At 64.5% G+C, this 25,702-nt stretch carries 23 protein-coding genes and 1 riboswitch; of the genes, 3 read left to right on the forward strand and 20 right to left on the reverse strand.

Translation table 11 applies throughout. From position 1 onward, the window contains the following. Nucleotides 1-13: 13 nt before the first annotated feature. From hisC to NCR34_RS12570, 17 genes are all read right to left on the reverse strand, one after another. Nucleotides 14-1,087 (reverse strand): histidinol-phosphate transaminase, encoded by a 1,074-nt coding sequence (gene hisC / locus NCR34_RS12490; RefSeq protein WP_248320602.1) that lies wholly within the window; start codon nt 1,085-1,087, stop codon nt 14-16. A 61-nt stretch (nt 1,088-1,148) separates the two neighbouring features. Beyond that, a complete protein-coding gene (gene hisD, locus NCR34_RS12495) occupies nt 1,149-2,471 on the reverse strand; it encodes a histidinol dehydrogenase (protein WP_248320603.1) in 1,323 nt (440 codons plus the stop codon). A 46-nt stretch (nt 2,472-2,517) separates the two neighbouring features. Next, nucleotides 2,518-3,210, reverse strand: a complete 693-nt coding sequence (hisG, locus tag NCR34_RS12500; protein ID WP_175946518.1) for an ATP phosphoribosyltransferase — start codon at nt 3,208-3,210, stop codon at nt 2,518-2,520. Beyond that, nucleotides 3,207-4,478 carry a UDP-N-acetylglucosamine 1-carboxyvinyltransferase gene (murA, locus tag NCR34_RS12505; RefSeq protein ID WP_248320604.1) on the reverse strand — a complete coding sequence of 424 codons (1,272 nt, stop codon included), beginning with the start codon at nt 4,476-4,478 and terminating at the stop codon, nt 3,207-3,209. The genes hisG and murA overlap by 4 nt, the downstream gene beginning before the upstream one ends. A 187-nt stretch (nt 4,479-4,665) precedes the next feature. Next, nucleotides 4,666-4,905 carry a BolA family protein gene (locus NCR34_RS12510; protein ID WP_035506651.1) on the reverse strand — a complete coding sequence of 80 codons (240 nt, stop codon included), beginning with the start codon at nt 4,903-4,905 and terminating at the stop codon, nt 4,666-4,668. A gap of 19 nt (nt 4,906-4,924) precedes the next feature. Further along, nucleotides 4,925-5,680, reverse strand: coding sequence for an ABC transporter permease (locus NCR34_RS12515; RefSeq protein WP_244847352.1), 756 nt, complete (start codon nt 5,678-5,680; stop codon nt 4,925-4,927). Then, nucleotides 5,677-6,603, reverse strand: coding sequence for an ABC transporter ATP-binding protein (locus NCR34_RS12520; protein ID WP_175946512.1), 927 nt, complete (start codon nt 6,601-6,603; stop codon nt 5,677-5,679). Before NCR34_RS12520 ends, NCR34_RS12515 begins: the two co-directional genes overlap by 4 nt. Nucleotides 6,604-6,814: 211 nt before the next feature. Further along, nucleotides 6,815-7,102: an STAS domain-containing protein gene (locus tag NCR34_RS12525; RefSeq protein ID WP_175946510.1), complete on the reverse strand. Its 288-nt coding sequence runs from the start codon at nt 7,100-7,102 to the stop codon at nt 6,815-6,817. Next, entirely contained in the window at nt 7,099-7,731 is a 633-nt protein-coding gene (locus tag NCR34_RS12530; protein ID WP_175946508.1) for an MlaC/ttg2D family ABC transporter substrate-binding protein, read from the reverse strand. Before NCR34_RS12530 ends, NCR34_RS12525 begins: the two co-directional genes overlap by 4 nt. Nucleotides 7,732-7,855: 124 nt before the next feature. Then, nucleotides 7,856-8,809: an MlaA family lipoprotein gene (locus NCR34_RS12535; protein WP_248320605.1), complete on the reverse strand. Its 954-nt coding sequence runs from the start codon at nt 8,807-8,809 to the stop codon at nt 7,856-7,858. Between the two features lie 9 nt (nt 8,810-8,818). Then, entirely contained in the window at nt 8,819-9,427 is a 609-nt protein-coding gene (gene mlaD / locus NCR34_RS12540) for an outer membrane lipid asymmetry maintenance protein MlaD (RefSeq protein WP_244847355.1), read from the reverse strand. A 93-nt stretch (nt 9,428-9,520) separates the two neighbouring features. Continuing rightward, the gene (mlaE, locus tag NCR34_RS12545) at nt 9,521-10,288 is read right to left on the reverse strand and encodes a lipid asymmetry maintenance ABC transporter permease subunit MlaE (RefSeq protein WP_248320606.1); all 768 of its coding nucleotides are present in this window, start codon (nt 10,286-10,288) and stop codon (nt 9,521-9,523) included. Next, on the reverse strand, nt 10,285-11,100 hold the full coding sequence (locus tag NCR34_RS12550) for an ABC transporter ATP-binding protein (protein WP_248320607.1): 816 nt from the start codon (nt 11,098-11,100) through the stop codon (nt 10,285-10,287). The genes mlaE and NCR34_RS12550 overlap by 4 nt, the downstream gene beginning before the upstream one ends. Nucleotides 11,101-11,197: 97 nt before the next feature. Continuing rightward, the gene (gene thiE, locus NCR34_RS12555) at nt 11,198-12,280 is read right to left on the reverse strand and encodes a thiamine phosphate synthase (RefSeq protein ID WP_248320608.1); all 1,083 of its coding nucleotides are present in this window, start codon (nt 12,278-12,280) and stop codon (nt 11,198-11,200) included. Beyond that, on the reverse strand, nt 12,277-13,083 hold the full coding sequence (locus NCR34_RS12560) for a thiazole synthase (protein WP_248320609.1): 807 nt from the start codon (nt 13,081-13,083) through the stop codon (nt 12,277-12,279). Before NCR34_RS12560 ends, thiE begins: the two co-directional genes overlap by 4 nt. A 19-nt stretch (nt 13,084-13,102) precedes the next feature. Next, nucleotides 13,103-13,300: a sulfur carrier protein ThiS gene (gene thiS, locus NCR34_RS12565; protein WP_159837137.1), complete on the reverse strand. Its 198-nt coding sequence runs from the start codon at nt 13,298-13,300 to the stop codon at nt 13,103-13,105. A 20-nt stretch (nt 13,301-13,320) separates the two neighbouring features. Continuing rightward, a complete protein-coding gene (locus tag NCR34_RS12570) occupies nt 13,321-14,451 on the reverse strand; it encodes an FAD-dependent oxidoreductase (protein ID WP_248322350.1) in 1,131 nt (376 codons plus the stop codon). 191 nt (nt 14,452-14,642) lie between these two features. Next, a riboswitch (TPP riboswitch) is annotated at nt 14,643-14,765 on the reverse strand. A 301-nt stretch (nt 14,766-15,066) separates the two neighbouring features. Between NCR34_RS12570 and NCR34_RS12575 the strand changes: the two genes are divergently transcribed. Next, the gene (locus NCR34_RS12575; RefSeq protein WP_248320610.1) at nt 15,067-16,809 is read left to right on the forward strand and encodes an ABC transporter ATP-binding protein/permease; all 1,743 of its coding nucleotides are present in this window, start codon (nt 15,067-15,069) and stop codon (nt 16,807-16,809) included. A 68-nt stretch (nt 16,810-16,877) separates the two neighbouring features. On the opposite strand, the gene NCR34_RS12580 is transcribed toward NCR34_RS12575, so the two are convergent. The 3 genes from NCR34_RS12580 to NCR34_RS12590 form a co-directional block, all read right to left on the reverse strand. Next, complete coding sequence (locus NCR34_RS12580; RefSeq protein WP_248320611.1) at nt 16,878-18,344, reverse strand: glutamate synthase subunit beta; 1,467 nt, start codon at nt 18,342-18,344, stop codon at nt 16,878-16,880. Nucleotides 18,345-18,422: 78 nt separating this feature from the next. Continuing rightward, nucleotides 18,423-23,126, reverse strand: coding sequence for a glutamate synthase-related protein (locus NCR34_RS12585; protein WP_248320612.1), 4,704 nt, complete (start codon nt 23,124-23,126; stop codon nt 18,423-18,425). Between the two features lie 307 nt (nt 23,127-23,433). Continuing rightward, the gene (locus NCR34_RS12590; RefSeq protein WP_248320613.1) at nt 23,434-24,141 is read right to left on the reverse strand and encodes a transposase; all 708 of its coding nucleotides are present in this window, start codon (nt 24,139-24,141) and stop codon (nt 23,434-23,436) included. A gap of 207 nt (nt 24,142-24,348) precedes the next feature. Here NCR34_RS12590 and NCR34_RS12595 point away from each other — a divergent pair, with 207 nt between their 5' ends. Together NCR34_RS12595 and NCR34_RS12600 are read left to right on the forward strand one after the other, a co-directional pair. Beyond that, the gene (locus NCR34_RS12595; protein WP_371747348.1) at nt 24,349-25,074 is read left to right on the forward strand and encodes an OmpW/AlkL family protein; all 726 of its coding nucleotides are present in this window, start codon (nt 24,349-24,351) and stop codon (nt 25,072-25,074) included. Between the two features lie 237 nt (nt 25,075-25,311). Continuing rightward, nucleotides 25,312-25,689, forward strand: a complete 378-nt coding sequence (locus tag NCR34_RS12600) for a DUF883 family protein (protein WP_248320614.1) — start codon at nt 25,312-25,314, stop codon at nt 25,687-25,689. Nucleotides 25,690-25,702 lie beyond the last annotated feature (13 nt).

Genomic DNA, 25,702 nt, shown 5'->3' on the forward strand with positions numbered 1-25,702 from the left:
TTCGAAGAAGGGTTCAGTTGGGCGCGAGCTTTCTCAGCGCCGCGAGCATCTGCGCGTTCTCGTCGGCCGTTCCGACCGTCAAACGCACGCAATTCGTAAGCAACGGATGCATTTTACTCACGTTTTTCACCAAAACCCGCGAAGTCAGCAGGGTTTCGAACGCGAGCGCCGCGTCGGGCACGCGCACGAGCAGGAAGTTGCCCGCGCTCGGATAAACGGTCATGCCCGGCAGTGCGGCCACTTCCCGCGCCAGGTCGGCCCGCGCCTCGCGCAGCGCGGCGGCTTGCGCGTCCAGCACGTCGAGATGATCGAGCAGGAAGTCGGCGGTGGCCTGCGTCAGCACGTTGATGTTGTACGGCGGGCGCACCTTGTCGAATTGCGTGATCCACGCGGGCGAACCGGCCATGTAACCGAGGCGGATGCCCGCGAGACCGAGCTTCGACACCGTGCGCATCACGACGACGTTATCGAACTCCGCGGCGCGCGGCATCCACGTTTTCTCGGCGAACGGCTGGTACGCCTCGTCGATGACGACGAGGCTCTTCGTCGCCGCTGCGATCACGCGTTCGATATCGGCGTCGTCGTAGAGCGTGCCGGTCGGATTGTTCGGATACGCGAGATAGACGAGCGCGGGCGCGTGTTCCTTGATGGCGGCGATGAGCGCGTCGGCGTTCAGGGTGAAATCGGCATTGAGCGGCACGCCGATGAATTCGAGATGCGCGAACGCCGCCGACAGTTGGTACATGACGAAGCCCGGCACCGGCGCGACGACTTTCGCGCCCGGCTTCGAACACGCGACCGACATCATGCTGATCAACTCGTCGGAGCCGTTGCCGAGTAGAACGTCGCAAGCGGGCGGAACGTGCATGGCGCGCTTGAGCTTCGCGATGAGTTCAGCCGGGCGCGGCGCCGGATAACGGTTCAGCGCGACGCCCGCGAGATGCGCGCCGAGCCGTTGCGCGAGCGCGTCGGGCAGCGTGTAGGGATTTTCCATCGCGTCGAGCTTGATGAGGCCCGTGGATTCCGGCACGGGATAGCTCGTCATCGCGAGGACGTCGGGACGAATGATGTCGTTCGGTGTGTTCATGGTGGCGCTGTTGGCGCTGGCGGCGGCTCTGAGGCCGCCTCGTTCGGTTCAACGGCCCGCTTCAGCCGACGTTTTTCATCCGGTATTCGGCGCTCTTCGCGTGCGCCTGCAACCCCTCGCCATACGCGAGTTCCGCCGCGATTTCGCCCAATGTCTGCGCGCCGTCCGAACTCACTTCGATGACGCTCGAACGCTTCATGAAGTCGTAGACGCCGAGCGGCGACGAAAAGCGCGCGGTCCGCGAAGTCGGCAGCACGTGGTTCGGCCCGGCGCAGTAGTCGCCGAGGCTTTCGCTCGTGTAGCGGCCGAGGAACATCGCGCCCGCGTTGTGAATCTGCGCGGCCCACTGATGCGGATCGAGCGCGGAAATCTCCAGATGCTCCGGCGCGATGTCGTTGGCGATGGCGCAGGCTTCGGCCATGTCCTTCACCTTGATGAGCGCGCCGCGGTCTTCGAGCGAGCGCTGGATGACGTCGCGCCGCGGCATCGCGGGAAGCAGTTCGACGATAGCGTCCTCGACGCGCTGGATGAACGCCGCGTCCGGGCACAGCAGAATGGATTGCGCGAGTTCGTCGTGTTCGGCTTGCGAGAACAGGTCCATCGCAACCCAGCGCGGATCGGTGGTCGCATCGCAGATCACGAGAATCTCGGATGGCCCCGCGATCATGTCGATACCGACGGTTCCGAACACGCGACGCTTCGCCGACGCCACATATGCGTTGCCGGGACCGCAAATCTTGTCGACAGCTGGCACGGTCTGCGTGCCGTACGCGAGCGCGCCGACGGCTTGCGCGCCGCCGATGGTGAACACGCGATCGACGCCGCCGAGCAGCGCGGCCGCGAGCACGAGCGGATTCTTCACGCCATCGGGCGTGGGCACGACCATCACGATTTCCTTCACGCCCGCGACGCGCGCCGGAATGGCGTTCATCAGCACCGACGACGGATACGCCGCCTTGCCGCCCGGCACGTAGATGCCCGCGCGGTCGAGCGGCGTCACCTTCTGGCCGAGAACGGTGCCGTCGGCTTCGGTGTATTGCCAGCTATGGCTGCCGCATTCGATGCGCTGCTTTTCGTGATAGCCGCGCACGCGCGCCGCCGCCGCTTCGAGCGCCGCACGGCGCTTCGGCTCGAGACCTTCCAGCGCGGCTTCCATCTCGGACGCTGGCAATTCGAGCGCCGCGACGCTGTCCGCTTTCAGGCGATCGAACTTGTTCGTGTATTCGAGCACGGCTTCGTCGCCGCGCGCTTTCACGTCGGCGAGAATATGCGCGACGGCGCGCTCGATGGCTTCGTCCTCGCTCGCTTCGAACGCGAGCACCGCGCGCAGCGCCTTTTGAAAACCATCGGTGCTGGAATCGAGCTTACGAATCTTGATAGACATGCTGGTTTCCGATTGTGCTGTGGACGGCCCGCGCGAAGCGGCCGCCCTAGTTGTTCGTTGCTGCCGAGGCGCGCTCGAACGCGTCGAGATAGGGCTTCAGCGCCGCGCGCTTCAACTTGAGCGCCGCCTGATTCACCACCAGTCGCGACGAAATCTGCATGATTTCTTCGACCTCGACCAGGTTGTTCGCGCGCAGCGTGCCGCCGGAGCTCACCAGATCGACGATCGCATCCGCGAGGCCGACGAGCGGCGCGAGTTCCATCGATCCGTACAGCTTGATCAGATCGACGTGAACGCCCTTCGCCGCGAAGTGTTCGCGCGCCGTTTCCGTGTACTTCGTCGCGACACGCAGCCGCGCGCCCTGGCGCACCGCGTTGGCGTAGTCGAAGCCTGCCTTCACGGCCACCGACATCCGGCAGCGCGCAATGTTCAGATCCACCGGCTGATACAGACCGCCGCCGCCATGCTCGATCAGCACGTCCTTGCCCGCCACGCCGAAATCCGCCGCGCCGTATTCGACGTACGTCGGCACGTCGGTCGCGCGCACGATGATCACGCGCAGGTTCGGGTTCGTGGTCGGAAGAATCAGCTTGCGCGAGCTTTCCGGATCTTCGGCGACCTGCACGCCGGCTGCCGCGAGTAGCGGCACCGTTTCCTCGAAGATACGCCCTTTCGAGAGCGCGAGCGTGAGCGGCGCGCTGGCCTCGACCGACGACGACGTCTGCGGCAACGAGCTCATTGCTCGCTCCCGCTACCCTTGATGCGGCGAACGTTCGCGCCGACCGCCGTCAGCTTCGACTCCATGCGGTCATAGCCGCGATCCAGATGGTAGATGCGGTCGATCAGCGTTTCGCCGTCCGCGCACATCGCCGCGATGACGAGGCTCGCCGACGCGCGCAGATCGGTCGCCATGACCTTCGCGCCCGACAGTTGCGCGACGCCGCTCACGAGCGCCGTGTTGCCATCGACCGTGATGCTCGCGCCCAGGCGGTTCAGCTCCTGCACGTGCATGAAGCGGTTCTCGAAGATGGTCTCGACCACTTGCGACGTGCCGCTTGCAATCGCGTTCAGCGCCATGAACTGCGCCTGCATGTCGGTCGGGAACGCGGGATATTCGGACGTGCGAATGTTCACGGCTTCCGGCCGCTTGCTCATGCGCACGCGCATCCAGTCTTCGCCTTCCTCGATGGAAACGCCCGCTTCGCGCAGCTTGGCCGTCACGGCGTCGAGCAGCGACGGGCTCACGTGACGCAGCGTGACATCGCCGCCCGCCGCCGCGACCGCGCACAGGAACGTACCCGCTTCGATGCGGTCCGGCACCACGGCATGACGCGCGCCATGCAGCTTTTCGACGCCCTGAATCACCAGCCGGTCCGTGCCGATGCCTTCGATCTTCGCGCCCATCGCGACGAGCAGATTCGCGAGGTCGCTCACTTCCGGCTCGCGCGCCGCGTTTTCGATGATCGTTTCGCCATCGGCCAGCACCGCCGCCATCAGCAGATTCTCGGTGCCGGTCACAGTGATCATGTCCGTGATGATGCGCGCGCCCTTCAGACGCTTCGCGCGCGCCTCGATGAAGCCGTGCTCGATGTTGATCTCGGCGCCCATCGCCTGAAGGCCCTTGATGTGCTGATCGACCGGACGCGCGCCGATGGCGCAGCCGCCCGGCAGCGACACCTTCGCTTCGCCGAAACGCGCGACGAGCGGCCCGAGCACGAGGATCGACGCGCGCATGGTCTTCACCATCTCGTACGGCGCGACGAGGTTATCCACCTTCGACGCGTTGAGCGTCACGCGGCCGTCGGTCATGGCTTCGGACTGCACGCCCATCTGACGCAACAGTTCGAGCGTGGTGCGCACGTCCTTCAGGTTCGGCACGTTCGACAGATGGACGTCGTCGGCGGTGAGAAGGCTCGCGCACAGAATCGGCAAAGCCGCGTTCTTGGCGCCCGATACGGTGATTTCGCCGGAGAGCTTCGCGCCCCCCGTAATGACGAGTTTGTCCATGATTGCTTGTCCTTCGACCGAGCGTCCTGCTGCGGAGCCGGATTCGGCGCCGCGGTTATCTTGAATGTTCCGCACTCTGTGCTGCCTGGTTCTGCCTGCTTCTACCGGTCGTGCCGGGTGTTGCTAGCTGTTGCTGAGGGTTGGGCGTGTGGCCTGCGTGTGACTTGTTTGGCTTCGCCGGATGGATTCAGGCCGATTTCCATTCGTCGGGAGTGAGGGTCTTCATGCTGAGCGCATGAATCTCCTCGCGCATGCGCTCGCCGAGCGCCGCGTAGACCAGTTGATGACGCGCGATCAGGCGTTTGCCGACGAACGCATCGCTCACGATGGTCGCGAAAAAATGCTGGCCGTCGCCTTCCACTTCGAGATGCTGGCACGACAGACCGCCAGCGATGTAGTCCTTCACTTGCTCGGGAGTCGGCAACATGGGATTGTCTCCTTGAGATTTAGTGACGCAGCTTGTAGCCGCTCGCGAGCAGCCGCACCGCGATGAGCGCGAGCACGACCAGAAAGCCGCCGACGATGCACAGGCTCAAGAGCGGGTTCACGTCCGACGAGCCGAAAAAGCCGTAGCGGAAACCGTCGATCATGTAGAAGAACGGATTCAGATGCGACACCGCGCGCCAGACGGGCGGCAGCGAATGCGTCGAATAGAAGACGCCCGACAGGAACGTGAGCGGCATGATCAGGAAGTTCTGGAACGCGGCCAATTGATCGAACTTGTCGGCCCAGATGCCGGCGATCAGACCGAGCGTGCCGAGAATCGCCGAGCCGAGCATCGCGAACGCAATAATGTAGAGCGGCGCGGAAAATGACATCGGGATGAACCATATCGTCACGATGAAGACGCCGAAGCCGACGCACAACCCGCGCACGACCGACGCGAGCACATACGCGAAGAACATCTCCCAATGCGCGATGGGCGGCAGCAGCACGAACACGAGATTGCCCGTGATCTTCGACTGAATCAGCGACGACGAACTGTTCGCGAATGCGTTCTGCAACACGCTCATCATCACGAGGCCGGGCACGAGAAAGCTCGTGTACCCGACACCCGGATAGACCTGCACATGCCCGGTCAGCGCGTGACCGAAGATGGTGAGATAAAGCAGCGCGGTGACGATAGGCGCGAGCACCGTCTGAAACGACACCTTCCAGAAGCGCAGTAACTCCTTGTAGAACAACGTCTGGAAACCGCTCATGAAAGCCCCTCGACCATTTCCGGCTCGTTCATGACCTGAAGGAACACGTCTTCGAGATCGGCTTTGCGCACTTCGATTTCGTCGAACGTGCAGCCCGCCGCGCGACATTTCGCGAGGATCGGCTCGACTTCGTCGTAGCTCGACAAGCGCAGGAGGTGCTGCGCGCCGGATACCGCTTGAGGATCGACTTCCAACGAGCGCAGGTCGGCGGGCAGCACGCCGCTCGAAAAGCGCAGATAGAGCTGCATGCCAGCGAAACGCTGCAACAGCGCGCTCGTGCGCTCAAGCGCGACGATCTCACCGCGGCGAAGCATCGCCAGGCGGTCGCACAGCGATTCGGCTTCTTCGAGGTAATGCGTCGTCAGCACGATGGTATGTCCCTCGCGATTCAGGCGCGAGATGAACTTCCAGAGCGTCTGCCGAAGCTCGACGTCGACGCCGGCCGTGGGTTCGTCGAGCACGATCACAGGCGGCCGATGCACCAGCGCCTGCGCCACCAGCACGCGGCGCTTCATGCCACCGGACAGCGCGCGTGTGTTGACGTCGGCTTTCTCGGTGAGATCGAGGTTCGCCATGACCTCGTCGATCCAGTCGTCGTTGTTCCGCAGGCCGAAATAGCCCGACTGGATGCGCAGCGACTCGCGCACCGTAAAGAACGGATCGAACACGAGCTCCTGCGGGACGACGCCGAGCGCCCGACGCGCCGCGCGAAAATCGCTGACGACATCATGACCGCGCACGCTGATCGTGCCGCTATCGGCCCGCGCGAGTCCCGCGAGAATGCTGATCAACGTGGTCTTGCCCGCGCCGTTCGGGCCGAGCAGGCCGAAGAACTCGCCCTCTTCCACCGTGAGGCTCACGCCCTTGAGCGCCTGCAGATCCTTGTAGCGCTTTCGGACGTTTCGGATTTCTATGGCTGACATGAACAGTGCGCGCGCCTCGTGCGGCCGCGCCTCGATTGTGCGGATTACGCGTGACGGACCCGGGCTCGCTTCAAAAGGGGCCGGGTTCGGGCCCGAAAAAACGTTTGATTATAGGGCAAAGCCGGTAGAGCCGACGTCGGAGCGATCCTGTTTGCGGCGGTGCTCACGCTGATGAACGCCGCCGCGCCTGAGCATATGAGTCAGGACAGGATCAATGTCGGAAGGTGAGCAGCGTGTCGACGCCATAGGCTTGCGCAAGACTGGCAAGCCCGGAGGGAATGTTGACGATACCGAGCGCGGCGCCGCGCGCAGTGGCCGCGCGCTGCCATGCGAGCAGCACGGCGAGCGCGGACGAATCGAACTGCCGAAGCGGCGCGCAATCGACTTCCGTCGCGCCCGCGGCGATGCGCGAAAGGCCGGCTTCGAGCGCGGCCTTCGCGCTTTCGTGAGTCAAGGACGCGGCCGTCTGGAAACGGCCGCCGGTGCCGACTGCGCTCACGACGAAGCCTTGCCGCTCGCGAGTTGCTGGTTGCGCTGCGTGAGGAACTGCAGCAGGCCGTCGACGCCGTGTTGCGAGATCTGCTCGCTGAACTGCTGCTGATACGCCTGAATCAACCATGCGCCGAGCACGTTGATGTCATACACGCGCCAGCCTTGCGGCGTCTTGTACAGGCGATAGTCGAGCTCGACCGGCTGGCCGTTGTTCATCACCACCGAGCGAACGACGACATCGGTGTCTTCCGGCGATGCGCGGAACGGCTTGTACTGAATGGTCTGATTGCGCACCTGGCTGAGCGCGCCCGAATACGTGCGGATCAGCAGCATCTTGAATTGCTCGACGATCTGCTTTTGCTGCTCGGGCGTGGCCGAATTCCAGTTGCGGCCCATCACGAGACGCGTGGTGCGCGTGAAGTCCGTGTACGGCAGGATCTTCTGGTTGACGAGTTCGGTGATGTGCTGCACGTCGCCCGACTGAAGCTTCGGGTCCGACTTGATCTGATCGAGAACCTGCTGCGTGACGGTCTTGATCATGCCGTCGGGCGAGCTGGTATCGACCGTTTGCGCCGACGCCGCGCCGCAGAACGCCATCAGCATGGCAAACAAAGGAAGCAAGAAGAGTTTTTTCATCGCAGACCCTGCAAAAGAAGTGGCTTGGATTGGAGTGCGCCGCTTGAACCAAGTTCAGGCCGCGCACCGGCCAATCTGTAATAAACGCTGTCAATCATGTTACCGCGCGTTAGCGTGGATGCGCTCAACGCAGGCGGAACGAAGGGAAGCCGGGCGGCGCACGCGGCGGCACGTACTGATTGCCCGGCACGGTCGCGCCGCTAGAACTCGCGGCGTTCGGCGTGGCTGCGGTTCCCGAAGCAGGCGCCGCGCCCGACGCGCCTTCCGCCGCCGACGCCGCAGCGGGCGGCACCGCCGTTGCCGATGCGCCCACCGCGCCGCTCGCGCCGCCCGGTTCGGCGTACGTCGGCAGCGGCGCTTCGTCGTAGTTCGGCATGCTGCCGGTATCGCCGTCGGTGTCGCCGTGAATCAGATACTGCCGACGCTGCAAGTACGCGTTACGCACGAACGAGTATTTGTCGAGCGCGGCATCGGCGAGTACGTCCGTCGCGCCGAGCAGATTCGCCCGCGTATTGACGAGGTTCACGCCATACAGCGCCCAACTCACGGAATCCGGACTCACGTATGTCAGCGGACTGCCGAAATAGTCGACCACCAGACCGCTCGTATCGCGCACCGTGCTCGGCCCGAGCAGCGGCAGCACGAGATACGGACCCGACGGCACGCCGTAATGACCGAGCGTTAGGCCGAAGTCGCCGGAGTGCTTCGGCAACTTGGCGACGGTCGCCACGTCGAAGAGGCCGCCGACGCCGAACACCGTGTTGATCGCGACGCGCATGATGTCGGAGACGCCATCCGCTATCTTCAACTGCAGCAGATTGTTCGCCGCGATGTACACATCGCCGATATTCGAGAAGAAGTTCGTGACGCTGTTGCGCACCGGCTCCGGCACGCTCCACACGTACGCCTTCGCGACCGGCTTCAGCGCGAACTGGTCCACCTTGTCGTTGATGGTGAACATCGTCCGGTTGTAACTCTCGAACGGATCGCCCTTCGTGGGCGTCGTCACCGTCGCGCAACCGGCGAGCGTCACCGCCGCCGCCGAGACAAGCACGCGCCGCAGCCCCATCGCGTACATAGCTTCTCCTTATTGAGCCGAGCCCGATGCCGCGCTCGCTGCCGCCGCGCCCGACGCCGCGGGTGCGGCGGGTGCGGGTGCAGCGCCCATGGCGCTGGCCGCGCCCGGGAACGCCGGCGCGGCAGCGGCCGGCGCGGCCGGCGTTGCTGCCTTCGACGCGCCCGAATCCGCCGCCTTGTTGTAGAGGAACTGTCCGATCAGGTTTTCGAGCACGACAGCCGATTGCGTCATCGTGATGGTGTCGCCGTTCTTGAGCATCTGATCGTCGCCGCCCGGCTCGAGGCCGATGTACTGCTCGCCGAGCAGACCCGAGGTCAGGATCTTCGCGGACGAATCCTTCGGAAACTGGTACTGCTTGTCGATGTCGATGGTCACGACCGCCTGATACGCGTTCGGGTCGAAGCCGATGGAGCCGACGCGCCCGACCGTCACGCCCGCGCTTTTAACGGGCGCGCGCGGCTTCAGGCCGCCGATGTTGTCGAACTTGAGCCGAACGGCGTAGGTTTGCTGGAACGACAGGGAACTCATGTTGCCGGCCTTCAGCGCGAGAAACAGCAGCGCCACGAAACCGAGCACCACGAAGAGGCCGACCCAAAAGTCGAGAGCAGTCTTTTTCATCGTCTTTCCAAAGAGAATCTTGTCGCGGGTTGCGCGTGATGGTCTGTGCCCTTCACAACGCCCACGCCCTCGCGAGCGTCCGCGAGTGGTCCATTAGCTGAACATCAACGCGGTCAGCAGGAAGTCGAGGCCGAGCACGGCGAGCGACGCGTACACGACCGTTTTCGTCGTCGCGCGCGACACGCCTTCGGGCGTCGGCCGGGCTTCATAGCCCTGGAACAGCGCGATGAACGTCACCGCGAAACCGAACACAACGCTTTTCACGACGCCGTTGCCGACATCGCGCCAGACATCCACGCCGCCCTGCATCTGCGACCAGAACGCGCCCGAATCCACGCCGATCAGCAGCACGCCGACCACATAGCCGCCGATCACGCCGACCGCGCTGAAGATGGCCGCGAGCACCGGCATCGAGATGATGCCCGCCCACATGCGCGGCGCGACGACCACCTTGATGGGATCGACGGCCATCATTTCCATTGCCGTGAGTTGCTCGCCCGCCTTCATGAGGCCGATTTCCGCCGTCAGCGACGTGCCAGCGCGCCCGGCGAAGAGCAGCGCCGTGACCACGGGCCCGAGTTCGCGCACGAGCGACAGCGCGACGAGCAGCCCGAGCGCCTGCTCCGAGCCATAGCGGTTGAGCGTGTAGTAGCCCTGCAAGCCGAGCACGAAGCCGACGAACAGGCCCGACACCGCGATGATCACGAGCGAATAATTGCCGACGAAGTGGATTTGTTTCGTGACAAGCCGCGGGCGGCGCAGCAGCGGGAAGAATTCGAGCACGAGACGCACGAGCATGCGCGTCGCGTAACCAGCGGTGCCGAAGCCGTCGAGCACCCAGCGTCCGAGTGCGCTGATCATGCCTTGCCTCCGATGCCGAAATCCGCCGCGAGGTTCTGGCTCGCGTAGTGGAACTTGAAGGGGCCGTCGGGCGTGCCGTCGATGAACTGGCGCACGGTCGGGTCCTGCGACGCGCGCAGTTGCGCCGGCGTGCCTTCCGCATGGATGCCGCCGTTGGCCACGAAGTACACGTAGTCGGCGATGGCGAACGACTCCGGCACGTCGTGCGAGACGAGAATGGACGTGGCGCCGAGCGCGTCGTTCAGCGTGCGAATGAGCTTCGCGGTGATGCCGAGCGAAATGGGATCGAGGCCGGCGAACGGCTCGTCGTACATCATGAGTTCGGGATCGAGCGCGATGGCGCGCGCGAGCGCCACGCGACGCGCCATGCCGCCCGAGATTTCCGACGGCGCGAGATCGCGCGCGCCGCGCAGGCCGACGGCGTTGAGCTTCATCAGAACGAGATCGCGGATAAGCGCTTCGGGCAGATCCGTGTGCTCGCGCAGCGGAAACGCGACGTTCTCGAAGACCGTCTGATCCGTGAAGAGCGCGCCGAACTGGAACAGCATGCCCATCTTCCGGCGCAGCGCGTAGAGGCCGTCGCGGGTCTGCGCGCCCACGTCCTGCCCGCCGTACAGCACCTGGCCGCGGCTCGCCTTGACGAGACCGCCGATCAGCCGAAGCGTCGTGGTCTTGCCGCAGCCCGAGCCGCCCATGACCGCGACGACCTGACCGCGCGTGAAGCGCATGTTCAGGTTCGACAGGACGAGCCGGTCGCCGTAACCGAAGTCGACGTCGCGTAGCTCGAGCAGAGTCTCAGAAGAGGCTGGCACTGGGTAAGAAATTCCGTTGACGCAAAACGCCGCATTATAGGGCCTGCGTGCAATCGGTGCTTTGCCTAGTGCGCGGTGCCTAATTTTTTCGGAACTGTCAGCATTGACCTGCAAAGTTTTGTTGCAGCAATGTGACCGCCTGAGCAGTATCCGGCGCTTCGGTCACCGCGCGCACGACCGCCGCGCTGCCCACGCCCGTCGCGAGCACGTCGCCGATCACTTTGCCGTCGATTCCGCCGATCGCGACGAGCGGCACCCGGCCGCGCAGAAGCTGCACGTAGCGGCGCAGGCGGGCAAGCCCCTGCGGCTTGGTCGGCATGACCTTCGTCGTCGTCGGGAAGACGGCGCCGAGCGCGAGATAGCTCGGCCGGAAATGCAGCGCGCGCAGCATTTCATAGTAGCCGTGCGTCGAGAGGCCGAGGCGCAGGCCGGCGCCCGCAATCGCGCTCAGGTCGGCGGTCTCGACGTCTTCCTGGCCGAGGTGCACGCCGTAAGCGCCCGCCGCTATCGCCTCGCGCCAGTGATCGTTGATGAAGAGCCGCGCCTGATGACGACGCCCCGCCGCCACGGACCGCTCGATCTCGCGTCGAAGATCGTCGGCGTCCGCGCTTTTGCGGCGCAGTTGCGCCGTGGCGACGCCCAGCTCGAGCACGCGCTCCACCCATTCCGCGCTCGGCAGAACGGGATAGAGGCCGAGCGCGTCGGGGCATGCGGGGAATGCGGGCTCCGGCGCGGGCGGAAGGTCGCTCACGCGCGGAAACGTCGCGAAATCGACGGGCCAGGCGTCGTCTTTCGACTCGTCGCCGGTGCGCCAGGCCAGCGCCAGAACGAGTGCATCGTGCGGCTCGAAGTTGCAGTCGAGAAACGCGGCGAGCGCGGCGAGCCAGTCGTCGGAGCGCTCGCCGTCGAGCACGAAACGCGCGCCGTTGCGCGTCAGCGTCACGCGCGAGCCGTGCGCTTCGAGCAGGGCGGCGTCGCCGGCAAGCGCGCCGGGATCGGATTCACGCGGGCCCGTGAGCACGATCAAATCCTGCGCGCCGGCCGATTCGGGCGCGGTCAGGCAGATGCGCCAGCGCGTCGACGCGGCGGGCCAGTCGCCCAGACGCGCGCGGATGCGCTCCGCGACTTCCAGGAGTTCGTCCGCCGGCGGCCAGAACACTTCGCGACCGAGCAGGCTCATGCCGCACCTCCGTCCTGATGCCAGAACGGCATGCCGACGACCGGCGTGCTTGCCTGCGCGCTGTCGCGCTCGGCCATCGGACCGGCGAGGAACGCGCTGCGGCCCGCTTCGACGCCCAGCGCAAATGCACGCGCCATCTGCGGCGGAAACGTGGCCTGCGACACCGCCGTGTTGAGCAGCACGCCGTCGAAGCCCCACTCCATCACCTGACACGCGTGCGACGGCACGCCCAGACCCGCATCGACGATCAGTGGCACGTCCGGCAGCCGCTCGCGCAGCGTGCGCAGGCCGTACGGGTTCGTCACGCCCTTGCCCGTGCCGATGGGCGCGCCCCACGGCATCAGCGCTTCGCAGCCGGCATCGAGCAGGCGCCGGCCGATCACCAGATCTTCGGTGCAGTACGGCAGCACCTTGAAGCCGTCGCGCACGAGCTTCGCCGCCGCTTCGACCAGGCCGATCGGGTCGGGCTGGAGCGTGTAATCGTCGCCGATCAGTTCGAGCTTGATCCACGGCGTGTCGAAGACTTCCCGCGCCATGTAGGCAGTTGTCAGCGCTTCGTCGACGCTCTGGCAGCCCGCGGTGTTCGGCAACAGCGCGACGCCGTGACGCTTGAGCACGTCGAAGAAGCCGGCTTCGCCCGTCTCCGACTGGCGGCGCAGCGCGACCGTCACCATGCCGGGGCGCGCGGCATCGATGGAATCGGACAGCGATTGCAGCGACGGATAGCGCGACGTGCCGAGCAGCACGCGGCTCGGAAATGCCTGGCCGTAGAGCGTGAGCACATCGGCGGTCTGTGTGGTCATGATGGAATCCTTCGTGTGTTCAACCGCCCGCGACGGGCGAAACGACGTCGAGCTTGTCGCCCGGCGCGAGCGTCTTCGTGCCATGCTCGCCGCGCGCGACGAACTGGCCGTTGAGCGCGACTGCGAACGGCGGCTTCGCGCCGAACGCGGCGAGCGCGTCAGTCACGGTCGCGGCATCGGGCAAGGTGAACTCGCGCTGATTGATGTGGATGTTCATGGTTCTGTCTCTGAATCGTGTCACGCGGGCACGGCCGCGAACGCGCCGTGCAGCAGCTCGGGCCATGCGGCATCGCCGCGGAACTGCGCGAACGAAGCGGCGTCGCGCACCGCTCCTCCGATGAGCGCATCGGCGAGCGCGCACGCGGCATCGGCCACTTCGGGCGCGATCATGAAGCCGTGCCGATACAGCCCGTTCACGCGCAGCGTCTGCGCGCCATCCCAGGCAATGGCCGGACGATGATCCGGCAGCGTCGGCCGGCATTGCGAATTGAGTTCGAGAATGCGCGCTTCGCCGAATCCCGGATGCACGGCGAAGGCCGCGCTCAGCAATTCGAGCGCCGAGCGCACGCTGACGGGCGACATGTCCTCGCCCTCGACTTCCGTCGCGCCGATCACGTAGACGTCGTTCTGCTTCGGCGCGATGTAAAGCGGATAGCGCGGATGCAGCAAGCGCACCGGCCGCGTGAGCCCGATGCCCGGCGCATGCACCCGCGCCACTTCGCCGCGAATGCCGCGCAGCGCGGGCCACGCGGCCTTCGCGCCGAGACCGCGGCAATCGATGATCCAGCGCGCATCGGGCATGGCATCGACCGGCGTGTTCCAGTGCGTGCGCACGCCGCGCGCCGCCAGCCCCGCCGCGAGCGCCTTGAGCGCCTGCCGGTTGTCGAGCTGGCCTTCGTGCGGCAGCAGCCAGCCCTGCGCGAAGCGCGTCCCGAGCGCCGGTTCCGCCTCGGCGACCTGCGCGCCCGCGAGCTTGACGAAACCGCCGTCGAGTAGCGATACCGGGGCGTTCGCGCGCAGCCGGCGCTCGAAAAGCGGCGCTTCCGCGCGATCCGCGCCGTGCCAGACGACGAGCGTCCCGTTGCGCTGAAAGAAGACCGGCTCGGGCAATGCCGCGAGCACATCCGGCCAGCGCGCGAGCGACGCCGCGCCGAGTTCGACGACGAGCGGCTCCGCGCTCGTTGCCTCCGCGAGCGGCGCGAGCATGGCCGCGGCGACCCACGCGGCCGACTGCGAGCCGGCTTCGTCGCCACGCTCGTAGAGCGCGACGCCGTGCCCCGCGCCCGCAAGCTGCCAGGCGACGAGCCGCCCGACGAGCCCGCCGCCGATCACGGCGAAATCCGGCCGGCGGGCGTCGCCCTGTTCCATGCTGTTCACAATCCGATGTCTCCTCATCCGGTCGCGTGCGTCGCCTCGACGTACGCGAGCGTCGCCGCAGGAAGCGGCATACCGATTGACTAACGTGACGAATCAGCGGAGGAGAGACCTGCACGGCGGCCGTCAGACGCACCGAGCGGAAAAGGAAGACCGGAAGAGACTGGAGGAATGGCGCGGCGAACGCGCGTTCTCCGGAAACTTCCCTCGCCGGTATTACCCGGATCGGGTGCAAAGGGTCTCTCTCAGCCTCGCCGCGCCGGCCACCGTTGCCAGTGACGGCGCGCGAAGCACCCCTGTTTCGTCGCAGATCATTAGAGCATAAAAGGCAAAGCCGCTGCAAACCGGGATTGCCCGCTGCGGCCGTGGCGCTCCCGTCGTGCCGCGTCGTGCCGCGTCGTGCCGCTTCGGTCGCGGCCGGCGGCACTCTGGCACAATGCCCCGAACACCGGTTCATCGGACGATCGGGCCGAATTAAGCGACAGTTAAGGCAGCATCACAACAATCTGCGAACCCGGAACTGGCTGCGCGCACGTCGATGCCGCGCGCCGAACGGCAAGCGACACCGTCTCAACCCGCCGGCGATCCGGCGCACCCGAACACAAGGTCATGGTCAACACGAATCTCGAAAGCACGCAGCAGAAGGCGGATGACGTATCGGCGTGGAGCCTCATCAAACCTTACTGGGTCTCGGAAGAACGCGGCATCGCGTGGGGCCTTCTGGTCGCGATCATCGCGATCAATATGACGGTCGTCTGGATCAACGTGCGGCTCAACAGCTGGAACGCAGACTTTTATAACGCGCTGCAAAACAAGAACGTGCGCGACTTTCCGCACTTGCTGCTGATCTTCACGGGTCTCGCGTTCGCGTACATCCTGCTTGCCGTCTACGGCCGCTATCTCCGGCAAATGCTCGCGTTCCGCTGGCGGCAATGGCTCACGAACCGGTATCTCGAACAATGGTTCGGCGACAAGGCGTTCTACCGCATCGAACGCGACCGCCTCGCCGACAACCCCGACCAGCGTATCAGCGACGACCTGCAATCCTTCGCGACCACCACGCTTACGCTGTCGCTCGACCTGCTGTCGACGCTCGTCACGCTCGTCACCTTCATCACTATCTTGTGGACGCTCGCGGGCGCTCTGACGCTGACGCTCTTCGGCAAGCCGCTCGTCGTTCCGGGCTACATGGTGTGGGCCGCCGCCCTCTACGCGATCCTCGGCTCGCTCATCATCCAGAAGGTCGGGCATCCGCTCGTGTCGATCAACTATCAGCAGCAGAAAGTGGAGGCGGACTTCCGCTTCGGCCTGATTCGCGTGCGCGAAAACGCCGAGCAGATTGCGTTCTACGACGGCATCGCCACCGAAACCGCCAACGCGAAGAGCATCTTCCAGCGCATTCGCGACAACTGGTGGCTCATCATGAAGTACACGAAGCGCATGACCTTCGTGCTGTCCTTCTACGGGCAGATTGCGATCATTTTTCCGATCATGGTCGCCGCGCCGCGCTACTTCGCGGGCGCGTTCTCATTCGGCGTGCTGATGCAGATTTCATCGGCGTTCGGCACGGTCAGCGATTCCTTCTCGTGGTTCATCAACAGTTATTCGACGCTGGTCGAATGGCGCGCCACCGTCAACCGTCTGCGCGAGTTCAAGCGCGTGATGCGCTCGACGCATATCCGCGAGGAAACGTCGCCTGCGACGGAACGCGGCGGCATCAATCTGCATTACACGAGCACGCCGTCGCTGACGACGACCGGCCTCACACTCGCGCTTCCGAATGGCACGCCGCTTTCGCGCGTGGCGGACGTGTCGATCGAGCCCGGTTCGCGCTGGCTCGTCGTCGGACCGTCGGGTTCGGGCAAGAGCACGCTGATGCGCGCGCTGGCGGGCCTGTGGCCGTTCGGCGACGGCACCATCGACGCGCCCGTCGATGCGAAGCTGATGTTCGTGCCGCAGCAGAGTTATCTGCCGATCGGGACGTTGCGCGCGGCGCTGTCGTATCCGTCGCCGGCCACGACGTTCACCGACGAAGAATCGCGCGAAGCCTTGCGCGCCTGCAACCTCGAAGCGTACGCGGACCGGCTCGATGAAAGCGCGCACTGGGCGCGCAGCTTGTCGCCGGGCGAGCAGCAGCGGCTGGCTGCGGCGCGCGTGCTGCTGCACAAGCCGGACTTCGTGTTCCTCGACGAAGCGACGAGCGCGCTCGATGCGGAGAACGAGCTGCACATCTACAACACGCTGGTCGAGCGGTTGCCGAAAGCGGCCATCTTAAGCGTCGCGCATCGGGAGTCGGTCGCGATGTTCCATGACTACAAGATCGAGATCGAAAGGGCGATGGTGGAGGCTTGATTTCTTCGCGTAGATAGCAAAAAGGCCACGGAACGCGTGGCCTTTTTGCTTCACGATGCGTCGAACGATTACCGCGGCAACTCACTCGACCCCATCAAATACGCATCCACCGACCGCGCGCACTGACGCCCTTCGCGAATCGCCCAGACGACGAGCGACTGCCCGCGCCGCATATCGCCCGCCGTGAACACCTTGTCCACCGACGTGTAATACGCCTTCTCGCCTTCAGTCGTTGCCCGCACGTTGCCGCGCGCGTCCTTGTCGACGCCGAACGCTTCGAGCACCGGCGAAAGCGGCTGCGTGAAACCCATCGCGAGCAGAACCAGATCCGCCTTCATCTCGAATTCGGAATTCGGCACTTCTTGCATCTTGCCGTTCTTCCATTCGACGCGCGCCGCGATCAGCTTCTCCACCTTGCCGTTCTTGCCTTCAAAGCGCTTGGTCGCAACCGACCAGTCGCGCTCGCAACCTTCCTCATGCGATGACGACGTGCGCAGCTTGATCGGCCAGTACGGCCACACGAGCGGCTTGTTCTCTTCTTCAGGCGGCTGCGCGAGCAGTTCAAATTGCGTGACGCTCTTCGCGCCATGACGGTTCGACGTGCCGACGCAGTCCGAGCCCGTATCGCCGCCGCCGATCACGACGACATGCTTGCCCTTCGCGACGAGTTGATCCGCGACCTTGTCGCCCGCGTTGACCTTGTTCTGCTGCGGGAGAAACTCCATCGCGAAGTGGATGCCTTGCAGCTCGCGCCCCGGCACCGGCAAGTCGCGCGGCGTTTCCGAGCCGCCCGCGACCACCACCGCGTCGAACTGCTCTTTCAGTTCTTCCGGCGTGATGCTTTCCTTCGCCGTATTGCCGATGTGCGACGGGATCGCATCGCGGCCGACGAACACGTTCGTGCGGAACGACACGCCTTCCGCTTCCATCTGGCGCATGCGGCGGTCGATCAGCCACTTCTCCAGCTTGAAGTCGGGGATGCCATAGCGCAGCAGTCCGCCGATGCGATCATTCTTTTCGAACACGACCACGTCATGTCCCGCGCGCGCCAGTTGCTGCGCGACCGCGAGCCCCGCCGGACCCGAACCCACGACGGCGACTTTCTTGCCCGTCTTGTGCTTCGGCGGCTGTGGGGCGACCCAGCCTTCTTCCCACGCCTTGTCGATGATCTTGCGCTCGATCGACTTGATGCCGACCGGATCTTCGTTGATGCCGAGCGTGCACGCCGCCTCGCAAGGCGCCGGGCAGATGCGGCCCGTGAACTCCGGGAAGTTGTTGGTCGAATGCAGCACTTCGATCGCGCTCTTCCAGTCCTGGCGGAACACGAGATCGTTGAAGTCCGGAATGATGTTGTTGACCGGACAGCCGTTGTTGCAGAACGGAATACCGCAATCCATGCAGCGCGCGCCTTGAACCTTGGCGTCGTCGTCAGTCAGCGCAGCGACGAATTCCTTGTAATGCTTGACGCGGGTCAGCGGTGCTTCGTACGCCTCATGGCGGCGTTCGAATTCGAGAAAACCGGTTGCCTTGCCCATATCTTTCTCTGTATTGAGTGAGGATCGCGCTCTCCGATGCCTTTTCATCGGAGAGCCCTGACTTGTTGTGTTTCGGGCTTAAGCCGCCAGTGCTTCCTTCGCCTTTCTCGCGCCGATTTCGCCGAGCGCGCGCTTGTATTCGGTCGGGAACACCTTCACGAACTGACGACGCGACGCATCCCAGTTTTCGAGCAGCGCCTTCGCACGCGGCGAGCCGGTGAACTGAAAGTGGCGCTCGACGAGGCCCTTGAGCAGCGCTTCGTCGGTCTGGCCCGCGTGCCACAGCGCGCGATCCACCGTGCGCTCCTGTTCGGCTTGTTGCAGCACCGGATCGAGCGCGACCATCGACTTGTTGCACTTTGCGGCGAACGTGCCGTCCGGGTCGTACACGAACGCGATGCCGCCCGACATACCCGCCGCGAAGTTGCGGCCCGTTTCGCCGAGCACGATCACCGTGCCGCCCGTCATGTATTCGCAGCCGTGGTCGCCGGTGCCTTCGACAACCGCCGTCGCGCCCGAGTTACGCACGCAGAACCGCTCGCCCGCGACGCCGCGGAAGTACGATTCGCCTTCGATTGCGCCGTACATCACCGTGTTGCCGCAGATGATGTTTTCCTCGGACTTGCCGCGGAAGTCGTTGGTCGGGCGAATGATGATGCGCCCGCCTGACAAGCCCTTGCCGACGTAGTCGTTGCCGTCGCCGACGAGATCGAGCGTCACGCCCTTCGCGAGGAACGCGCCGAAGCTCTGGCCCGCCGTGCCCTTCAGCTGAATGTGGATGGTGTCGTCCGGCAAGCCGTCGTGGCCGTACTTCTTCGCGATCAGACCGGACAGCATGGCGCCGACCGTGCGATTCACGTTGCGCACCGGCTGAATGAACGAGACGTGCTCGCCCTTCTCGATCGCCGCCTTCGACTTCTCGATCAGCACGTGATCCAGCGCCTTGTCGAGACCGTGGTCCTGCACGTCCACATGCTTGCGCGCCACTTCTTCGCTGACCGGCACCTGATAGAAGATGCGCGAGAAGTCGAGTCCCTTCGCCTTCCAGTGCTCGACGCCCTTCTTCGTGTCGAGCAGATCGACGCGGCCGATCAGGTCGTCGAACTTGCGCAGGCCGAGCTGCGCCATGATCTCGCGCACTTCTTCCGCAACGAAGAAGAAGAAGTTGACGACGTGTTCCGGCTGGCCCGTGAACTTCGCTCGCAGCACCGGATCCTGCGTCGCGACGCCGACCGGGCACGTGTTCAGGTGGCACTTGCGCATCATGATGCAGCCTTCGACGACGAGCGGCGCCGTCGCGAAGCCGAACTCGTCCGCGCCGAGCAGCGCGCCGATCACGACATCGCGGCCGGTCTTCATCTGGCCGTCGGCCTGAACGCGGATACGGCCGCGCAGACGGTTGAGCACGAGCGTCTGCTGCGTTTCGGCGAGGCCGAGTTCCCACGGCGTGCCGGCATGCTTCAGCGACGACAGCGGGGACGCGCCCGTGCCGCCGTCATGGCCCGCGATCACGACGTGATCGGCCTTCGCCTTCGCGACGCCCGCCGCCACGGTGCCGACGCCCACTTCGGAAACCAGCTTCACCGAAATGCTCGACGACGAATTCACGTTCTTCAGATCGTGGATGAGCTGCGCCAGGTCTTCGATCGAATAGATGTCATGGTGCGGCGGCGGCGAGATGAGGCCCACGCCCGGCACCGAATAACGCAGCTTGCCGATGTAGTCCGACACCTTGTGGCCGGGCAGCTGGCCGCCTTCGCCGGGCTTCGCGCCCTGCGCCATCTTGATCTGGATCTGATCCGCCGACGACAGATATTCCGCCGTCACGCCGAAGCGCCCGGACGCGACCTGCTTGATCTTCGAGCGCAGCGAATCGCCGTCCTTCAGCGGAATGTCGGTGACGACTTCCTTGCCGATGATCGATTGCAGCGAGTCGCCGCTCTTGATCGGAATGCCGCGCAGTTCGTTGCGATAGCGCGTTTCGTCTTCGCCGCCTTCGCCCGTGTTCGACTTGCCGCCGATGCGGTTCATCGCGACCGCCAGTGTGGCGTGCGCTTCCGTGCTGATCGAGCCGAGCGACATCGCGCCCGTCGCAAAACGCTTGACGATTTCCTTCGCCGGTTCCACTTCATCGAGCGGAATGGCCTTAGCCGGGTCAAGCCTGAACTCGAACAGGCCGCGGAACGTCATGTGGCGCTTGGTCTGGTCGTTAATAAGGTGCGCGTATTCCTTGTACGTCTGGTACGAATTGCTGCGCGCCGAATGTTGCAGCTTGGCGATGGCATCCGGCGTCCACATATGCTCTTCGCCACGCACGCGGTACGCGTACTCGCCGCCCGCATCCAGCATGGTCGCGAGCACGGGGTTGTCGCCGAACGCATCGCGATGCAGGCGAATGGCTTCCTCGGCCACTTCGAAGATGCCGATGCCGCCGACCTTCGACGCCGTGCCCTTGAAATACTTTTCCACGAGATCCGACGACAGACCGACTGCTTCGAAGATCTGCGCGCCGGTGTAGGACATGTACGTCGAAATGCCCATCTTCGACATGACCTTGTGCAGGCCCTTGCCGACTGCCTTCGTGAAGTTGTAGATGGCCTTGTCCGCCGACAGGTCGCCCTTCAGCCCTTCGGCCATGTTGGCGAGCGTTTCCAGCGCGAGATACGGATGCACGGCTTCCGCGCCGTAGCCCGCGAGCAGCGCGAAGTGATGCGTCTCGCGCGCCGAACCCGTTTCCACGACGAGACCGGTGCTCGTGCGCAAGCCGTGCTGCACGAGGTGCGTGTGAATGGCGGACGTGGCGAGCAGCGCCGGAATCGCGACGTTGTCGCGGTCCATCTTGCGGTCCGACACGATCAGGATGTTGTAGCCGGACTTCACGGCATCGACGGCTTCAGCGCACAGCGAGGCAATGCGCGCTTCCACGCCTTCCTTGCCCCACGCGACCGGATAGCAAATGCTCAGTTCGTACGAGCGGAATTTGCCGCCGGTGTACGTGTCGATGGCGCGGATCTTCGCGATGTCCTTGAAGTCGAGCACGGGCTGCGACACTTCCAGGCGCATCGTCGGGTTGATGTTGATAGTGTCGAGCAGGTTCGGCTTCGGCCCGATGAACGAGACGAGCGACATCACCATGTTCTCGCGGATCGGGTCGATCGGCGGGTTCGTCACCTGCGCGAACAACTGCTTGAAGTAGTGATAGAGCGTCTTGTTCTTGCTGGACATGACCGCGAGCGGCGAATCGTTGCCCATGGAGCCGACGGCCTCCTCGCCCGATTGCGCCATCGGCGCCATCAGGAACTTGAGGTCTTCTTGCGTATAGCCGAACGCCTGCTGGCGATCGAGCAGCGCGGCGGCCTCGCGGCGCTGCGCTTCCACGTCCTCGGCCTTCGGCTCGATCTCGTCGAGCTTGATACGCACGGCGTCGATCCAGCTCTTGTACGGCTTCGCGTTCGCGAGGTTGTCCTTGAGCTCCTTGTCCTCGATGATGCGGCCCTGCTCCATGTCGATCAGGAACATCTTGCCCGGCTGAAGACGCCACTTCTTGACGATCTTCGATTCGGGAATGGGCAGCACGCCGGATTCCGACGCGAGGATCACGAGGTCGTCGTCCGTCACGATGTAGCGCGCCGGGCGCAGGCCGTTACGGTCGAGCGTCGCGCCGATCTGGCGGCCGTCCGTGAACGCAATCGCGGCCGGGCCGTCCCACGGCTCCATCATAGCGGCGTGGTATTCGTAGAACGCGCGGCGGTTGTCGTCCATCAGCGTGTGCTGTTCCCATGCTTCGGGAATCATCATCATCATCGCGTGGACGAGCGGATAGCCGGCCATCACCAGCAGTTCCAGACAGTTGTCGAACGAAGCGGTGTCCGACTGGCCCGGATAGATCAGCGGCCAGAGCTTCGGCAGATCGTCGCCGAGCACGTACGAGGCGATCGCGCCGGTGCGCGCGTTCAGCCAGTTGACGTTGCCCTTCACGGTGTTGATCTCGCCGTTGTGCGCGATCATGCGGTACGGGTGCGCCAGTTCCCACGCGGGGAACGTGTTCGTCGAGAAACGCTGGTGCACGAGCGCGAGCGCGGACACGACGCGCTCGTCTTGCAGGTCGCGGTAGTACACGCCGACCTGACCGGCCAGCAGCAGCCCCTTGTAGACGACCGTGCGCGACGACATGGACGGCACGAAGTATTCCTTGCCGTGCTTGAGCTTGAGCGCCTGAATGCGATGGCTCGCCGTCTTGCGGATGATGTAGAGCTTGCGCTCAAGCGCATCCGTCACGACGATATCCTTGCCGCGTCCGATGAAAATCTGGCGGATCAGCGGCTCGCTCGCCTTCACGGCGGGCGAAATGGGCATGTTGGCGTCGACCGGCACGTCGCGCCAGCCGAGCACGACTTGTCCCTCGGCCTTCACGGTGCGTTCGAGTTCCTGCTCGCACGCGAGGCGCGACGCGTGTTCCTTCGGCAGGAAGATCATGCCGACGCCGTATTCGCCAGCCGGCGGCAGCGTCACGCCCTGCTTGGCCATTTCCTCGCGATAGAAACCGTCCGGCACCTGAATGAGGATGCCCGCGCCGTCGCCCATCAGCGGGTCTGCGCCGACCGCGCCCCGGTGATCCAGATTCTCGAGAATCTTGAGACCCTGCTGAATGATCTCGTGGCTCTTCTTGCCCTTGATATGGGCGACGAAGCCGACGCCGCACGCGTCGTGTTCATTCGCGGGGTCGTACATGCCCTGCGCGGCGGGAAGCGAACCGACTGCCGGCTGCTGATGATCGTTCATGGGGACACCGTCTCTACTGTGGGGGCCGACTCGGCCGTTGAACCGTTTTGTTATCTCTCGCCCGGGCGCTTTCGGCTGCGCTGCAAGGCGCGGAGCCGATAGCGCAGCTTGCGCTGCATCGCAATAAACGCCGGAAATCGAAATATACGCGACGAATCAAAAAGATGGCAAATTAAATTCGATGGTCTGTCACCTATTATCGAAATGGTGCATCGCTGCCATATTTATTTGGTGCCATATCGCGAAGCAGCGAAAATAAACGGCGTCCCGCAAATCGGGCCACCGTTTGGTTCAGCGCGGCGCGCTCTTACTGCGTCTGGGGCGTTTCCCGAATCTTGCGCGGCCGGCCGCGCGGCAGCGGCGACACGCGGCGGTTCGCGGCACGCGCCGCCCACTCGCGATACGTATCGCTGCCGAGCACCCAGCCTTTGAGCGTCGCCTGAAGCAGACGGGTCGTCTCGCGCTCGTCGAGCGGTTGCTCGCTCAGTTCCTTGTACGCGTGCTGGCGCTCGAACGGCGTGTTGCCGAGCAGCCAGAAGAGCGAGTGGTCCGTGATCAGCGAATCCACCGTCAGCCCGATGTGATGCCGGTAGCTCGACCACTTGTAGTCCTGCGGCGACGCCACGAGCTGCGCGCGCACCGGCGCCATCTCCACGACGCGCGTGGCAAGCAGAAAGTACCGCTCTCCCTCGATGACCGTCGCGCGATACCGACCTTCCCACAATGTGCCGCGCCGCGTGTAACGCCGGTTGAAGTGCGCGACGTAACGCCGGCCGACCGCCTGCATCGCCTTGGGCAAGCTGGCTTCGTCGCGGGGCGTGACGAGCAGATGAACGGCTTGCGGCATCAGCGCATAAGCGTGGATGGCGAGGTGATGATCGCGTGAGGCCGTCCTCAGGCATTCGATGAAAAGCTCGTAGTCCTGGTCGTCGACGAAGGCGGGCTGCTGGTCGAGACCGCGCAGGATGACATGCTGCGGCTGTTCGGGGACGTAGAGTCGTGCAAGCCGTGCCATTCTGGATATTCCATGGGTCGCGTTTGTGTTACCCCAAGCGGGGGCTGACTGGAGACGCTGCTGCAGCGGGGACACAAGACGCATGCAAGGGCCGTGCAACGGGACTCCGAAGCGGTCTTTCGCCCTAGGGAAAATGCTCTACCGTGCCGCTATGGTGACTTTGAAATGATGTGTTCATAATGAGCGTGCTTTCAGGAGGAGCACAAATTGAAAATAAAACAAGTCATGGCGGGGATCGCAGCACTCGCATGCGTGTCCACCGCGGCACATGCGCAATCGGCTGGATCCATTTACGCAACTGCAGGCTGGTTTCACTTTGCACCGCAAGACAGCAGCGGTCCGCTCAAAGAAACAAGTGTAGGCGGATCTCCCGTTAATATCAGCGTACCCGGCACGGGCGCCGGCATCGGAAGCGCTGATACCGCCGGCTTCACGCTGGGCTACTTCATCACCGACCACATTGCCAGCGAGTTCGAGATAGGCATTCCGCCCTCCTTCGACCTCAATGGAACCGGAACGCTCTCGCAGTACGGCAAGATCGGCAGCGCCAAGCAGTGGAGTCCCACGCTGCTGTTCAAATACTTCTTCAACGCTCCTGACGCAAAATTCCGCCCGTTCGCCGGCATCGGCGTGACGCGCACCTGGTTCACCGACGCGCACATCACGAACAGCGCATTCGAGAGCACCGTGCTGCATGGTCCGACCACCGTCGATACGGATAGTTCGTGGGCACCCGTCTTCAATCTGGGCGCTCAGTACAATTTCACACAACACTGGTTCGCGGCGTTCTCCGTGTCCTTCATTCCGTTGAAGGCGACCGCCAAGTTGAGCACGCAGGCGCAAACGCCGGTCGGCACGCTCAACGTGCAGTCGCAGGCGAAGATCACCATCAATCCGATCGTGACGTATCTGCGCGTCGGCTATCGATTCTGATCGCGTGAGCAGCATTCACTATGCAGTCCGAACGCCGTCGTGCAGTCAGCATGACGGCGTTTTCTTTTACACGCGCCTTGTAAATGTGACTTGCGCGGCGGCGTGTGCCACGCAGTAATTACGCGTCGACGGCCTGCGCGTCGCGCGCTGGCACCGGCATCCAACTTGCTCAATGGCACTTTCCGCCGCGAAAGCGGAGTGTCATCCATCCACGATTCATCCATCGACGGAGCGATCATGAACGCACTGCCTAACACGCGAGACGCCATCGGAGATTCATGGAACAGCACGAGCCGCCGCGCACGCCGCATGGCGCGCCACGGCCGCGAGGCTGCCGAAGATATCGGCACCGAACTGCGCGCGCTGCTTTCCGAACTCGAAGAGCTCTTGGGCGAAGGCGCATCCGCCGATGCCGCAAGGCTGCGCGCGCGCATCAGCGATCAAGTGGACGCGGCCCGCGCCCGTCTGAACGACTCGCAAGCGGCAGTGCGCGAGCGCGCCGCCGCGGTCATGGACGACGCCGACGCCTACTTGCGCGACCGGCCGTGGCGAACCATCGCGCTGGTCGGCGGTCTCGCGTTGCTCGCGGGCGTGCTGCTGGCGCGCGCCCGCTGAGGCTTCTTTGCCC

The organism is Caballeronia sp. GAWG1-5s-s, from assembly GCF_023631445.1.
Lineage (GTDB): Bacteria > Pseudomonadota > Gammaproteobacteria > Burkholderiales > Burkholderiaceae > Caballeronia.